Raw genomic sequence first — 13,900 nt, 5'->3', positions numbered from 1 at the left:
CGCACCTCGCCGGATTATCGTGGAGGTATGGATCCGGTAGTGGGAGCCACCCCCAAGGTCGCCAGAACTGAACAGCAGTGGCAGGAGCAGCTCGGCGCCGAGGAGTACGCCGTGCTGCGCAAGGGAGCCACGGAACCCCCGTACAGCGGGGAGTACGTCGAGGAGAAGTCCGAGGGCGTCTACGAGTGCCGGGCCTGCGGGGCGGAGCTCTTCCGCAGCACGACCAAGTTCGAGTCGCACTGCGGTTGGCCCTCCTTCTGGGACCCGAGTGATTCCGACGCCGTGCTGCTGCGCGAGGACCGCTCGCACGGGATGGTCCGCGTCGAGGTGCTCTGCGCCTCGTGCCACGGCCACCTCGGGCACGTTTTCGAGGGCGAGGGTTACCCCACCCCGACCGATCAGCGCTACTGCATCAACTCGGTCGCGCTGCGACTCGTGAAAAGCGGCGAGTCCGAGAGCTGACCCCCGGGCCGGGACCGCTCCTTCAGCTCATCGGAAACTGCGACACCGAGCGGGGTGCCCCGCTCTCGGTGACAGCGGTCTCGGCCACTTCCTCGGTCGCGAGCTCCTGCTCGGCGCCCGGGACGACGTCGCGCTCCCGGGAACGCCTCGGAAAGCACCGCCGCGGGCGACGAGGGTGCTCGGCAGCGCCCCGCCGCGGGAACCGGACCGACAGCCCGGGCGGCCGGCCCCGGCCGCCCGCTCCCGTCGAGCACGACCGAGCGGAAGCCGTCACACGACCGGGGACCGGGTCGGGGAGCCGAGTCCTCACGGAAGCCGGGCGACCAGCTTCTCCGGCTCGACGCGGTGACCGGTGTAGAAGGGCGTCTCCTCGCGCACGTGCAACCGGGCCTGGGTCGCGCGCAGCTTGCGCATCACGTCGACCAGCCTGTAGAGCTCGTCGGCCTCGAAGGACAGGATCCACTCGTAGTCGCCCAGCGCGAAGGCCGGGACCGTGTTGGCGCGCACGTCGGGGTACTCCCGCGCCTCCTTGCCGTGCTCGACGAGCATCTCCCGGCGCTCCTCGTCCGGGAGCAGGTACCACTCGTAGGAACGCACGAACGGGTAGACGCACACGTAGGCACGGGGTTCCTCGCCCGCCAGGAAGGCCGGGACGTGGCTCTTGTTGAACTCGGCGGGCCGGTGCACCGCCACGTTGCTCCACACCGGGTCGCTCGCCCGGCCCAGCGGGGTGTCGCGCCGGAAATCCGTGTAAGCGGCCTGCACGTCCTCGATGCGCGGGCCGTGCCACCAGATCAGGAAGTCGGCGTCCGCCCGCAGACCGGACACGTCGTAGACACCGCGCACCACGACGTCGGAGGAGTCCTCGAGACCGTCCAGGAACTCCTTGGTCGCGACCCCGGCCTTCTCCCTGTCCTCGGGCAGCTCCCCGGGGCGAACCCGAAACACCGACCACATGGTGTAACGGATCGTCTCGTTCAGTTCGGCATAGTTCAGGCGGGCCATACCGCTAGTCTGCCACCGGCGCGGGCGAGTTTCGTGGAGAGGTCGACCACGCTGCGCGCCACCGCGCGACCGCGCGCTCAGCCCGGTCCCGCGAGGAATTCGCCGATCCGCACCGCGGCCGTCTCCCCCGTGCCCACGCAGGCGGGCACCCCCACCCCGTGCAGCGAGGCACCGGCGACCTCGAGCCCGGGGGCGCGGGAGACCGCGTCCTCGATCCCGGCCACCTTCTCCGCGTGGCCGACCCCGTACTGCGGCAGCCCCCCACCCCAGCGAACGACGGCGGTGTCGAGGGGCTCGGCCGTCGCACCGGTCAGCTCGGCCAGATCGGCGCGGACCCGGCGCAGCAGCTCGGCGTCGTCGATCCGGAGCTCGCCGGGTTCGCCCCTGCCGACCGAGGCCCGCACGAGACGCTCACCGCCGCGCCCGCGCAGGTGCGGCCACTTGCGGCTGGAGAGGGTGAAGGCCTTGGCGGTGAAGGCCGTTCCGTCCCGGTGCCGCTCCCCGCGCGCGACGAGCACCCCCGAGGACGCGGGCAGCTCGACTTCGGCAGGCAGGGCCAGGCCCACCACGGCCATCGACGCCAGCGAGATCTCCGCGAATCCCGCCGCGGCCTCGGGAACGCTCTCGGCCAGCAGCCCGCGGGCGGCCGGGGCGGGCACGGCGAGCACCACGGCGTCGGCGTCGAGCCTCCCCGGCCGGGCGGCCGATCCCGTGACGAGGGACCAACCACCTCCCTCGCGCCACAACCGGCGCACGGTCACCCCGCGTTCGACTCGAGTCCCCGAGCGACGTTCCAGGGCGTTGACCAGGGTTTCGTAGCCCTCCTCGAAGGCTCCGAACACGGGAGGCTTGGCACTTCCCCGCGGGGTCGGGGCGGGCATGGCCTCGTTGACCGCCTCGGTCAGCGACTTCGCGCCCGCGTCCAGCGCGTCGGCCAGCCCCGGCATCGTCGCGCGCAGTCCCAGCGCGTCGGCCGACCCGCCGTAGACCCCGCCGAGCAGCGGCTCCACCAGACGCTCCACGACCTCGGCGCCGAACCGCTCGCGGAGCAGTTCACCCAGCGAGGCGTCGTTGCCCGTCATCCGGAGCGGGGGCAGTCCGGGCTCAGCTGCGACCGCGCGGCACGCCCCGGGGGAGAGCACGTGACTCACGGCCTCGGCCGAGGCGGGCACCCCCATGAACATCCCGCTCGGCAGCGGATGGCTCGCACCGCCCGCCCTGATCCGCGCCGAGGCCCCGCTCGGGTACACCAGCTCCGAGCCGAGCCCCAGTTCCTCGGCCAGCCGGGTGACTTCGGGACGGCGGGCGAGGAAGGCCTCGGCCCCGAGGTCGTAGCCCCTCCCCGCTACCCGGGGAGTGTGCAGCTTCCCCCCGATGCGCTCCGCCCGGTCGAGCACGACGATCTCGGCGGTCTCGCCCAGCAGGCGGCGCAACCGGTAAGCGGCGGTCAGCCCGGATATCCCGGCTCCGACGACGGCCACCCTGCGCATCGGTCACCTCACCGCCGACTCGCGCTCGAGGAGTGCACGAACTCCACGATCCGCGTGAGCACGTCGGGGTCCGTGTCGGGCAGCACGCCGTGCCCGAGGTTGAATATGTGCCCACCGGCGGAACGCCCCTCCGCGAGCACCCGCTCGGTTTCGCCCCGCACGGCGTCCCAGCCGGCGAACAGCACGGCCGGGTCGAGGTTGCCCTGCACCACGGGCGGCTGGTGCCCCTGGGGATCGAGCCTGCTCACCGCCCGGTCCAGCGGGACCCTCCAGTCGATCCCGACCACGCTGGCCCCCGAGTCCCGCATCGCCGTGAGCAGTTCACCGGTGCCCACGCCGAAGTGGATCCGCGGCACCTCGTCTCCCGAGTACTCGGCCACCCCGCGCAGGATCCTGTTCGTGTGCGGCTGCACGTAGGTGGCGTAGTCGTGCGGGGAGAGCGCGCCCGCCCAGGAGTCGAACAGCTGGACGGCGTCCACTCCCGCGTCGATCTGGACGCGCAGGAACTCGAGCGTGGTCTCGGCCAGCTTGCCGAGCAGGGCGTGCCACGTCTCCGGTTCGGAGTGCATCAGGGCCTTGGTGCGCTCGTGGTTGCGGCTGGGGCCTCCCTCGACGAGGTAGGAGGCCAGGGTGAACGGCGCCCCGGCGAACCCGATCAGCGGAGTATCGCCGAGTTCCGCGACCAGGGTCCGGACCGCCTCGGCCACCCCTTCCACCTGCTCGGCCCGCAGCGCGGGCAGGGCGGCGACGTCCGCCGCGCCGCGCACCGGCCGGTTGACGACGGGTCCGGTCCCGGCGACGATGTCCAGCTCCACTCCGGAGGCGTACAGCGGGAGCACGATGTCGCTGAACAGGATCGCCGCGTCCACCCCGTGCCTGCGCACCGGTTGCATCGTTATCTCGCTGACCAGGTCCGGGGTCAGGCACGCCCGCAGCATCGGCACCCCTTCGCGGGTGCGGCGGTACTCCGGCAGCGAGCGCCCCGCCTGACGCATGAACCACACCGGCGTGTGCGCCGGAGTGCCACCACGTGCGGCCACGAGCAGCGGCGCCTCGTCGAGTTGACGGCGGTTCGACACGTTCGCGGGAAGGCTCATGAAAACTCCGCTGGTCGTAAGGGCGGAAGGGCCGTGGGCTGGCACGGTCCGCAACGGTCACGGCGAAGCGCCGCAGGGCAGGGCGGGGTGCATCGTGGCAGCGCACCGCGTTTCCCGTCACGCGAGGCAGGCGGGAGCACGGCAGGAACGAGCCACTGTACGCCCCTGCGGGTGATCGGATCCGTCGGGACGGACCCGAGGTCATGCTCGCACGCCGTGCACGACGGACCTCGTCCGGTCCTGCCTCGCGCGCGACCCCATCCCCGGTCCGCGCGACCCGCTGTTCCCGGCACAGCCGGGAATCCGACTTCCTTCGGAGGAAGTTGTCGATGATCCACGGCGTGGCGTCACCACTCGGGAGCGTAGCGGGCTTACAGTTACCTGCCGTGACCGAGATGTCGGCGATTCCCCTTGTTTTTCGGGACGCGGTTGCCGCGTTGAAGTCCCTCACACCACGTAGGGAGATTGAACTCGACGAGATCCGCCCACCGAAACGCCTCGCTCCGTGGACCTACGCGCTGGGTGCGGAGACGTGTGGACCGAGCGGGACCGAGGTGACCGCGCGGCTGGTGCTGCTGCACGACCCGGACGGGCCGCCCTCGTGGCAGGGCGTGCTGCGCCTGGTGGTCTACCTGCGCGCCGAGGTGAACCAGGACCTGGCCGGGGACCAGGGAATAACCGAACTCGGCTGGTCCTGGCTGACCGGAGCGCTGCGCTCCTGCGGCACGTCGCACACCGCCCTCGGCGGGACGGTCACGGTCTCCTCCTCGACGAAGTTCGGCGAGCTCGCCCTCCCGGAGCAGGAGCACGAGCTGGAGCTGCGTGGCTCCTGGACCCCGTTGGACGAGGAGCTGTCCGCGCACGCACGTGCTTTCCACGAGCTGCTCTCCGCGGCAGCGGGCCTGCCCCCCGTGGGGGTGAGCGTGCTGAGCAGCCGCTCCGCTGAGCGCCGCAGGAACCTCTGACCCCGCCTCCGGGGGCGCACCGGGGAACCACCGGGCGCCCCCGGACCGCGACCGAGCACCTCGGGTGCCTCGCTGACCCCGGCGAGACGAATGGCACACCTGCCCGCTGCTCCCGCATGTCGGGAGTCACTTCCGCGAATGGGAAAACCGGCAACAATCGACGTGGCGTCCGCGCGGCGCCGCCGGTCCTCGCCGGTATCGCCTCCGCACGCCTCCGCGTGGCGCGACGCCCCCGCTCCCTACCGCTGAGCGCGTACTCGTCCCACCAGGAAAGTTCTTTATCGAATGAACACGCACTGGTGTTAACACCGTTTTCGACTACCACCCGAAAGAGTGAAGAAGAGTCCCTTCGAGAACAACTCGATCGGGATACATACCCATTTGATCGTCCCAATAATCCGCTCGGACGGTTACGCTACAACTTGAACGACACCACTTTCGGTCGATCAGTGGCGCGGCTGATTGGCCGAGAGTCCCGGTGCCGGTCGGGGGGCACGACCGACTCCAGGGAGGTAGTGACGTGGCTGCCGTCGGCTTAGGTCAGGCCGCTCGTACCACGCCAGCCGGCACACTGCCGGCGAACATGGTTCCGCATCCGCGGGAAGAGCTGTTCACGGTGCTCGTGGTGGACGATCATCCGCTGCTCCGGGAGGCCATATCCTCCCGGCTGCTGCAGATGGGCGCCGGCACGGTGCACGAAGCCGCATCGATGGCCGAGGCCAAGGCACGTGCCTTGGCAACCGGTCCGTGCGATCTAGCAGTGCTCGATTTGGGGCTGCCGGACGGGACAGGCGTTGACCTGGTTACCGAATTACGTACCCAGGGCTGGCCGCGAATCGTGGTGCTCGCCTCTTCCGACGACCCGTACGCGGTGCGCGCCGCCTTTCAGGCAGGAGCTCAGGCTTACCTGCTGAAATCGGCCTCACCCACGGTCGTGACGGACGGGGTGCGCCGCGTACTCGACGGCGGGGTGTACGCCGACCCGAACGTGGCCCCGGTGCTCGCTGCCGGTACCCGAGTCCCGGGAACCGACAACACACCGCGTGAGCTGTCCGCTCGCGAGATCGAAGTGCTGCAGCTGGTGGCCGATGGCCGATCGAACAAGGAGATCGGCGAGACGCTCAACTTGTCCGCTCTCACGGTGAAGAGTCACCTGTCGCGGATCGGGCGCAAGCTGGGCACCGGCGATCGCGCACAGATGGTCGCTCTGGCGATGCGTGCCGGGGTGATTCGATGATCGGATAACGCTGTTGCGCGGGCCGGGTCGACGAAATCGGACCATTTGGCTCACCAGGTCGGAGGCAGGACGTATCGTCTGGGAGCCGTGGATACTGTTCACTCCGATTCCGTCGACCCGGACCGTTCCGAACCGGTACTGCTGACACGTCCCTCCGGTGGTGTTCCACCGGTGGTCGAGCAGACCCGGTCCCTTCGTCTCGCCGCCGCGGCACTGGCCGCGGGCAGCGGGCCGGTCGCGATCGACACCGAACGTGCCTCGGGCTACCGGTACTCCCAGCGGGCGTACCTGCTGCAGTTACGCCGCGAGGGCACCGGAACGGTGTTGATCGACCCGATCGCGCTGGCGGGAGAGCTGGGACCGCTCATCACTGCGCTGAGCGACGTCGAGTGGATACTGCACGCCGCTTCGCAGGACCTTCCGTGCCTTGCCGAGCTCGGGATGCAACCGAAGCTGCTCTTCGACACGGAACTGGCGGGACGCCTGGCCGGTTACGAGCGCGTCTCCCTCGGGGCGCTGGCCGAGAAGCTGCTCTCCTACCGCCTGGAGAAGGGCCACGGTGCGGCGGACTGGTCCCGCAGGCCGCTGCCCCGCGAGTGGCTGGTCTACGCCGCTCTCGACGTGGAGCTGCTCATCGAACTCCGCGCCGCCCTGCACGAGGACCTGGAGCAGCAGGGCAAGCTCGACTGGGCGTTCCAGGAGTTCGAGGCCGTGCGCACGGCTCCCCCACCGGCCCCGCGGGCGGAACCGTGGCGGCGCACCTCCGGGATACACCGGCTGCGCGACCCCAGGCAGCTGGCCGTCGTGCGGGCGCTGTGGCGCACCCGGGACGAACTCGCCCGGCGCAAGGACATCGCGCCCGGACGCGTGCTTCCGGACAGCGCGATCGTGCGAGCTGCTCAGCAGAACCCGAGCACGCGCGAGGAGCTGGTTGCGCTGCCGGTCTTCAGCGGCAAACAGCAGCGCAGGCGTGTCGCGCAGTGGTTCGACGCGCTGAAGTCCGCCCAGCAGCTGCCCGCGGACCAGCTTCCCGAGATCAACCCGGCCAACGACGGTCCTCCCCCGACCAGTCGGTGGCACGATCGGGATCCGGCCGCGGCTGCCCGGTTGAACGCCGTGCGCAACGTGCTCAACGGGATCGCCGAGGCGAACGCCCTGCCGGTGGAGAACCTGCTGCTCCCCGACCTCGTGCGCAGGTTGTGCTGGCAGCCTCCCGAGGAGTGCGGACCGGAGCGGGTGGCCGAGGTGCTGAGCGAGCGCGGCGCGCGGCAGTGGCAGGTCGAGCTGACCGCTGCGGCGATCGCGGACGCGTTGCGCACGGCCGGGGAGTGACCCGGAGGAGCCGCGCCGGGCGCGGATCACCGCGGAGGGCCGGAACCACGTGTGACCGTTGGATTCGTAGTGTGGTTCAGCAGACAGCGATCCCGCTGGTTACCGATCGGTAATAAGCGCTAGAGTGCACGTTACCGGCCGGTAGCGGCGTAGCCCTCCGTCGGGCTGCCATCTCCGCCCGGCCTGGCGCGTACCCATATCGAGAAGGAGCACGCCGTGGCAGCACCTGCGTCGGCATCAGCCGACACGAGCAGCGGCCCCGCATCGGCGGGAGCACCGCGTGCCCCCAGGAACGTGGTCTTCGTCGACGGCGTCCGCACGCCGTTCGGCAAAGCCGGTCCGAAGGGCATGTACGCCGAGACCCGCGCGGACGACATGATCGTCAAGGTCATCCGCGAACTGTTGCGCAGGCATCCCGAACTTCCCCCCGAACGGATCGACGAAGTCGCGGTCGCGGCCACCACGCAGATCGGTGACCAGGGACTGACCATCGGCAGGAACGCGGCGCTGCTCGCCGGTCTGCCCAAGTCCGTCCCCGGGTTCGCCATCGACCGGATGTGCGCCGGAGCCATGACGGCCGTGACCACCGCGGCCGGCGGCATCGGGATCGGCGGCTACGACGTCGTCTTCGCGGGCGGAGTCGAGCACATGGGCAACCACCCGATGGGCGAGGGCGTCGACCCGAACCCCAGGTTCGTCTCGGACAACCTGGTCGACTCCTCCGCGCTGGTGATGGGCTCCACCGCGGAGAACCTGCACGACAGGTACCCGAAGCTGACCAAGCAGCGCACCGACGCCTACGCCGCCCGCAGCCAACAGCGCTACGAGGCGGCGGCCGCGGCGGGCAAGATCGCCGCGGACCTGGCCCCGGTGGCCACCCGCTCCGCCGAGCACGGCTGGGGGCTGGCCACGGCCGACGAACCGCCGCGCCCCGGCACCACCGTGGAATCCCTGGAGGGCCTGAAGACTCCGTTCCGCCCCCACGGCAAGGTGACCCCCGGGAACTCGGCCGGGCTCAACGACGGCGCCACCGGCTGCCTGGTCGCCGACGAGCACACCGCGAACGACCTCGGACTCCCGGTCGGGATGCGCATGGTCGGCTACTCCTTCGCCGGCGTGGAGCCGGAGGTCATGGGAGTGGGCCCGGTACCGGCCACCGAGAAGGCCCTCGCCCGCGCCGGCCTCACCATCGACGACATCGGCCTGTTCGAGATCAACGAGGCGTTCGCCGTGCAGGTGCTCGCCTTCCTGGACCACTTCGGCATCGCCGAGGACGACGAACGGGTCAACCCCTGGGGTGGCGCCATCGCCTGCGGGCACCCGCTGGCCTCCTCCGGGGTCCGCCTGATGACCCAGCTCTCCAGGCAGTTCGCCGAGCATCCCGAGGTCCGCTACGGCATCACGACGATGTGCGTGGGCTTCGGCATGGGCGGCACCGTCATCTGGGAAAACCCGCACCACGACGAGACCGCTGGGGGCGCCAAGTGAGCACCGAGACCGATTTCGCAGCGCTGTTCCCCGACGAGGTCGTCACCGAGGCCCGCACCCGCCTGGTCGACGTCCCCGGGCTGAGCGGCAAGCTCGCGCTGGTCACCATCGACAACGGCCACGACCACACCAAGCCCTCCACCTTCGGTCCCGCCGGGCTCACCGCGCTGGACGAGGCGCTGGACGAGGCCTTCGCCGCGGAGCCCGCGGCGATCGCGGTCACCGGCAAGCCCTTCGTGTTCGCGGTCGGGGCCGATCTGAGCGGGATCGGCCGGATCACGGAGCGCGAGCACGCGCACCGGATCGCCAAGACCGGGCACGACGTGTTCCGCAGGCTCACGGAATCGCCGGTTCCCACCTTCGCCTTCGTCAACGGGGCCGCGCTGGGTGGCGGGCTGGAGCTCGCCCTCTCCTGCCACTACCGCACGGTGGCCGACAACGTGAGCGCCATCGCGTTCCCGGAGTGCTTCCTCGGGTTGTTCCCCGGCTGGGGCGGCACCCAGCTGCTGCCGAACCTGATCGGCGCGGACCAGGCCGTCAGCGTCATCCTGGAGAACGCGCTCAACCAGAACAAGATGCTCAAGCCCGGCAAGGCGACCGGCATGGGCATCTTCGACGTCGAGCTGGAGTCGGCGGACTTCCTCGAGGAATCGGCGCGCTGGGCCGCCCGCGTGGTCAACGGGGAGCAGACCGTGCGGCGCCCCGAGATCGACCGGGGGCAGGCCTGGGACGACGCGATCAACCGCGCCAAGGAGCTCGTCGCCTCCAAGACTCACGGGGCCTCCCCCGCCGTGGACAAGGCTGTCGAGCTGATCGAGCTCGCCAGGAACAGCGACCTGGACGAGGGCTACGCGGCCGAGACCGAGGCGCTGGCCGACGCCCTGATGTCCGACGAGCTGCGGTCCGGGCTGTACGCCTTCGACCTGACCCAGAAGCGGGCGAAGAAGCCCGCCGGAGCTCCGGACAAGTCCCTGGCCAGGGACGTCAACAAGGTCGGTGTGGTCGGCGCGGGCCTCATGGCGGGCCAGCTCGCCCTGCTGTTCGCGCGGCGCCTGGAAGTGCCCGTCGTGCTGACCGACGTCGACCAGGAGCGCATCGACAAGGGCGTCGCCTACGTGCACGGCGAGATCGACAAGCTCGCGGAGAAGGGCCGTCTCTCGGCCGACGGAGTGAACCGGCTCAAGGAGCTGGTCACCGGTTCGCTCGACAAGCGGGCCTTCGCCGACGCCGACTTCATCATCGAGGCCGTGTTCGAGGAGATGTCGGTCAAGCGGCAGGTCTTCGGCGAGCTCGAGCAGCACATCTCCTCCGAGGCCGTGCTGGCCACCAACACCTCCTCGCTGTCGGTCAGCGAGATGGGCGCGGAGCTGGCCCACCCGGAGCGCGTCGTCGGGTTCCACTTCTTCAACCCCGTGGCGGTGCTGCCGCTGCTGGAGATCGTGCGCGGTGAGCGCACGGACGACGCGACGCTGGCCACGGCCTTCGCGGTCGGCAAGAAGCTCAAGAAGTCCTGCGTGCTGGTCGCCGACGCGCCCGCTTTCGTGGTCAACAGGCTGCTGACCCGCTTCCTCGGCGAGGTCATCGCCTCGGTCGACGAGGGCACCCCGTTCGAGGTCGCCGACCGGGCGCTGGAGCCGCTGGGCCTGCCGATGAGCCCGATGGTGCTGTTGCAGCTGGTCGGTCCGGCCATCGCCCAACACGTCAACGAGACCATGCACGCCGCCTACCCGGACCGCTTCGGGCTCAGCGACAACCTGCAGCGGTTCGTCGAGGCGGGCAAGACGTCCGTGTGGACCACCGACGAGGCGGGCAACCAGATCGTCGACCCCGAGGTCGCCGAGCTCTGGAAGCAGGGCGACAACCCGCTGTCCGCGGAGCAGGTCCGCGACCGGGCGCTGCGCGCGCTGGCCGAGGAAGCCCGGATCATGCTGGACGAGGACGTGGTGGTCGAGGCCCCCGACCTCGACCTGTGCATGCTCCTCGGCGCGGGCTGGCCCTTCTGGTTGGGCGGGATAACTCCCTACCTGGACCGCGCGGGCTACTCCGAGTCGGTCAACGGCAAGCGGTTCCTCGAGCCGGGAGTCGCGAGCGTGCCGAACTCCTGACCGGAGCTCTCCGGTCGGGTCGGTGCCGACCTCGCCCCGGTGGTCGCTCCGGCGCGGCCCGCGCCGCGCCGACCGAGTCGGGGCACCCCCTTCGGGCCGGGACGGTTCGCGAACCGTCCCGGCCCTCTCTCGTGCGCGCTCGTGCCGGTGCCGCCGCGGTTCCACGCTGTGGCACGATGAATCGCGAACGAGGTGAGGTGATGCTCGGTGACCGCCCTTGTACAGCACGAGATCGGCCCGTTCACGATCAACGACTGGCACGCGCTGCCCGCCCGCGCCGACGGGTCGCGCCTGGAACTGCTCGAGGGGTACTGGCTGGTGACGCCACCGCCGAGCGGCCCGCGCCAGTGGGCCGAGAACGAAATCATCCTGCTGTTCAAGAACGCGTTGCGTGAGGCAAGCCGTTCCGAGCTGTACGCGGTGGGCGGCGTCGGGGTGGAGATCGGCTCCGAGCAGCAGACCGCGCTGATCCCGGACTTCGTCGTGCTGGACACCGCGCCCGTCGGGACCTCGTTCGGTCCCGAGCACGTCCTGCTCGCGGGTGAGATCTGGTCCCCGGGAAACAGCCCGCGGGAGCAGCGGGACAAGCTGGACGCCTACGCCCGCGCGGGAGTGCCCTCCTTCTGGAGCGTGGCCCAGGACAACCGGGGGCCGACCGAGCTCGTCACCTACCGGCTGGACCGGGGGCACTACGTGCCGGCCACTTCGGTCCGCGCCGGCGAGGGGGCGGTGCGCGTCGCCGAGGCGCCCGAACCCGTCGAAGTCGACATCGCCGCGCTGCGCCTCTAGGACGTGCCGCCCCTCCGGGACGTGCCGGACGTGGCGGTTACTCCCCCGCCGCGGGCACCCACACCGTCACGGTCAACCCCCCACCGGCGATCGGCTCGGCCCGCACATGCCCGCCGTGCGCCGCGGCGGCGGCACGCACGACGGAGAGCCCCAGCCCCGCCCCCGTGCGACTCGTGCGCTCGGCTCCCGCCCTGCGGAAGGGCTCGAACAGGTTCTCCACCCGTTCCGCGTCCACCCGATTCCCGGAGGAGGAAACCGTCAGGAAGGCCCACCTGCCGGAAACCCCGGTGTCGACCTCGACCCATCCGCCGTGGACGTTGTGCCGCACCGAGTTCTCCAACAGGTTGCCCGCCACCCGTTCGAGCAGCGCGGAATCGCCCATCGCGACCGCGGGGGCGCAACCGGTCGTCACGCGCAGCTCCGCGGCGGTGACCTCGGTGGCGATGCTGCTCAACGCGTTCCCCGCGATCTCGGTGAGATCGACCCGCTCCCGGTCCGGGAGCTCGGTTCCCTCGGTGCGGGCCAGCAGCAGCAGCGACTCGACCAGCCGCTCCGACTTGGCCGTGGCCTCGCGGACCACCTCGGCCATCCTGCGCAGCTCCGCGGCGTCGGCCCGCGGATCGGACAGCGTGACGTCCAGCTCGGTGCGGATGACCGACAACGGCGTGCGCAGCTCGTGACTCGCGTTCGCCACGAACCGGTGCTGCGACTCGAACGCCGTCTGCAACCTGTCCAGCATCCCGTCGAAGGTGTCGGCGAGCTCGGCCACCTCGTCCCGCGGACCGTCGAGCTCGATCCGGCTGCCCAGCGAGCGTGCGGTCAACCTCCGAGCCGTTCCGGTCACCTCGTTGAGGGGGCGCAGCACCCTCCCGCAGACCGACCAGGACAGCACGGCCGCGGCGAGCACGACGCTGACGAAGGCCACCGCCCCCACCGACAGGATCTGGCTCCTGGCGTGGTTGCGCAGCGCGGCCCCCACCTCGTCCGCGGAGACCACGGCCCCGTCCAGTCGCACGGTCGTGCCCTCGGGCATGCGGGGCACAGCCGCGACCACGTCGCCCACCAGCAACCAGCCGAGCCACAACAGCAACGCACCGACCGCGGCCACGAGCGCCGTGGCCAGCATCGTCAGTCGAAGCCGCAGCCCGGGGCCACGCCTGGTCCGGCTCGGCGCGGAGAACCGCCCCGGGGAATCCTCCGGGAAGGACATCAACTCCGACCCGCGTCGGAGGTGTCCAGCACCACCTCGGCCCCCGCCGAGGGGATCCGGTAACCGGATCCGACCACGGTGTCGATCACTCCCGGCTCACCGAGCTTCTTGCGCAGGGTCATCACGGTCACCCGAACGGTCGTGGTGAAGGGGTCCGCGTGCTCGTCCCACACCCGCTCCAGCAGTTCCTCCGAGCTGACCACAGCCCCGTCAGCGGCGAGCAGCACCTCGAGAACGCCGAACTCCTTGCGGGTCAGGTCCATCTCCCCGCCGGGTCTGCGGACCCTCCTCCGGGCTGAGTCGAGCACGAGCTCGGTCGCCGTCAGCACCGGAGGGACCGCAGGAGTGGAACGTCTGCCCAAGGCGCGCACCCGGGCGACGAGCTCGTTGAAGGCGAACGGCTTGGCCAGGTAGTCATCGGCTCCCAGTGAGAGCCCCTCCACCCGGTCCTCGACGCTGCCGCTGGCCGTGAGCATCAGCACCCTGGTCAGCGCCTCGGAAGCGACGATCTCCCTGCAGAGCTCGTCCCCGGAGAGCCGGGGCAGGTCCCGGTCCAGCACGATCACGTCGTATCTGGTGACCGCCGCCTTCTCCTGGCCGTCGGGCCCGTCGTAGGCGATGTCGACGGCCAGGCCCTCACGCCGCAGCCCACGCGCTACGGCGTCGGCCAGCGGCTGTTCGTCCTCCACCACAAGGATCCGCACGTCTTCAGCCTGCCAC

Annotated in this window: 12 protein-coding genes; 7 read left to right on the top strand and 5 right to left on the bottom strand. The window is 70.8% G+C overall.

Translation table 11 applies throughout. From position 1 onward, the window contains the following. Positions 1–27: 27 nt before the first annotated feature. Complete coding sequence (gene msrB, locus G9Q41_RS10250; RefSeq protein WP_092520266.1) at positions 28–462, top strand: peptide-methionine (R)-S-oxide reductase MsrB; 435 nt, start codon at positions 28–30, stop codon at positions 460–462. A 306-nt stretch (positions 463–768) separates the two neighbouring features. Here msrB and hemQ read toward each other — a convergent pair whose 3' ends face one another. The 3 genes from hemQ to hemE all read right to left on the bottom strand — a co-directional run bounded on the left by hemQ (position 769) and on the right by hemE (position 4,054). Then, positions 769–1,467 carry a hydrogen peroxide-dependent heme synthase gene (gene hemQ / locus G9Q41_RS10245; protein WP_092520264.1) on the bottom strand — a complete coding sequence of 233 codons (699 nt, stop codon included), beginning with the start codon at positions 1,465–1,467 and terminating at the stop codon, positions 769–771. 77 nt (positions 1,468–1,544) lie between these two features. Beyond that, positions 1,545–2,957 carry a protoporphyrinogen oxidase gene (gene hemG / locus G9Q41_RS10240; RefSeq protein ID WP_165632674.1) on the bottom strand — a complete coding sequence of 471 codons (1,413 nt, stop codon included), beginning with the start codon at positions 2,955–2,957 and terminating at the stop codon, positions 1,545–1,547. Positions 2,958–2,965: 8 nt separating this feature from the next. After that, a complete protein-coding gene (hemE, locus tag G9Q41_RS10235; protein ID WP_092520261.1) occupies positions 2,966–4,054 on the bottom strand; it encodes a uroporphyrinogen decarboxylase in 1,089 nt (362 codons plus the stop codon). A 386-nt stretch (positions 4,055–4,440) separates the two neighbouring features. Between hemE and G9Q41_RS10230 the strand changes: the two genes are divergently transcribed. From G9Q41_RS10230 to G9Q41_RS10205, 6 genes are all read left to right on the top strand, one after another. Beyond that, positions 4,441–5,019: a DUF3000 domain-containing protein gene (locus G9Q41_RS10230; protein WP_165632675.1), complete on the top strand. Its 579-nt coding sequence runs from the start codon at positions 4,441–4,443 to the stop codon at positions 5,017–5,019. Between the two features lie 583 nt (positions 5,020–5,602). Then, positions 5,603–6,256 carry a response regulator transcription factor gene (locus tag G9Q41_RS10225; protein ID WP_017976119.1) on the top strand — a complete coding sequence of 218 codons (654 nt, stop codon included), beginning with the start codon at positions 5,603–5,605 and terminating at the stop codon, positions 6,254–6,256. An 87-nt stretch (positions 6,257–6,343) separates the two neighbouring features. Next, a complete protein-coding gene (locus G9Q41_RS10220; RefSeq protein WP_165632676.1) occupies positions 6,344–7,588 on the top strand; it encodes a ribonuclease D in 1,245 nt (414 codons plus the stop codon). A gap of 294 nt (positions 7,589–7,882) precedes the next feature. Further along, positions 7,883–9,076, top strand: coding sequence for an acetyl-CoA C-acyltransferase (locus G9Q41_RS10215; RefSeq protein ID WP_165632768.1), 1,194 nt, complete (start codon positions 7,883–7,885; stop codon positions 9,074–9,076). Beyond that, positions 9,073–11,181 (top strand): 3-hydroxyacyl-CoA dehydrogenase NAD-binding domain-containing protein, encoded by a 2,109-nt coding sequence (locus tag G9Q41_RS10210; RefSeq protein ID WP_165632677.1) that lies wholly within the window; start codon positions 9,073–9,075, stop codon positions 11,179–11,181. The genes G9Q41_RS10215 and G9Q41_RS10210 overlap by 4 nt, the downstream gene beginning before the upstream one ends. A 207-nt stretch (positions 11,182–11,388) precedes the next feature. Beyond that, complete coding sequence (locus G9Q41_RS10205) at positions 11,389–11,970, top strand: Uma2 family endonuclease (protein ID WP_165632678.1); 582 nt, start codon at positions 11,389–11,391, stop codon at positions 11,968–11,970. Positions 11,971–12,007: 37 nt separating this feature from the next. Here the strand turns inward: G9Q41_RS10205 and G9Q41_RS10200 are convergent, their stop codons facing one another. Further along, positions 12,008–13,180, bottom strand: coding sequence for a HAMP domain-containing sensor histidine kinase (locus tag G9Q41_RS10200; protein WP_175454935.1), 1,173 nt, complete (start codon positions 13,178–13,180; stop codon positions 12,008–12,010). Next, a complete protein-coding gene (locus G9Q41_RS10195) occupies positions 13,180–13,884 on the bottom strand; it encodes a response regulator transcription factor (protein ID WP_092520242.1) in 705 nt (234 codons plus the stop codon). Before G9Q41_RS10195 ends, G9Q41_RS10200 begins: the two co-directional genes overlap by 1 nt. Between the last annotated feature and the right edge of the window lie 16 nt (positions 13,885–13,900).

It is taken from the genome of Actinopolyspora sp. BKK2 (assembly GCF_011291845.1).
In the GTDB taxonomy this organism is placed as follows: domain Bacteria; phylum Actinomycetota; class Actinomycetes; order Mycobacteriales; family Pseudonocardiaceae; genus Actinopolyspora; species Actinopolyspora saharensis.
This window is presented reverse-complemented; position numbering and strand designations above follow the sequence as displayed.

Coding starts and splice junctions, on each gene's coding strand:
- msrB (WP_092520266.1), top strand. CDS start 28: ATGGATCCGGTAGTGGGAGCCACCCCCAAGGTCGCCAGAACTGAACAG.
- hemQ (WP_092520264.1), bottom strand. CDS start 1,467: ATGGCCCGCCTGAACTATGCCGAACTGAACGAGACGATCCGTTACACC.
- hemG (WP_165632674.1), bottom strand. CDS start 2,957: ATGCGCAGGGTGGCCGTCGTCGGAGCCGGGATATCCGGGCTGACCGCC.
- hemE (WP_092520261.1), bottom strand. CDS start 4,054: ATGAGCCTTCCCGCGAACGTGTCGAACCGCCGTCAACTCGACGAGGCG.
- G9Q41_RS10225 (WP_017976119.1), top strand. CDS start 5,603: ATGGTTCCGCATCCGCGGGAAGAGCTGTTCACGGTGCTCGTGGTGGAC.
- G9Q41_RS10200 (WP_175454935.1), bottom strand. CDS start 13,180: ATGTCCTTCCCGGAGGATTCCCCGGGGCGGTTCTCCGCGCCGAGCCGG.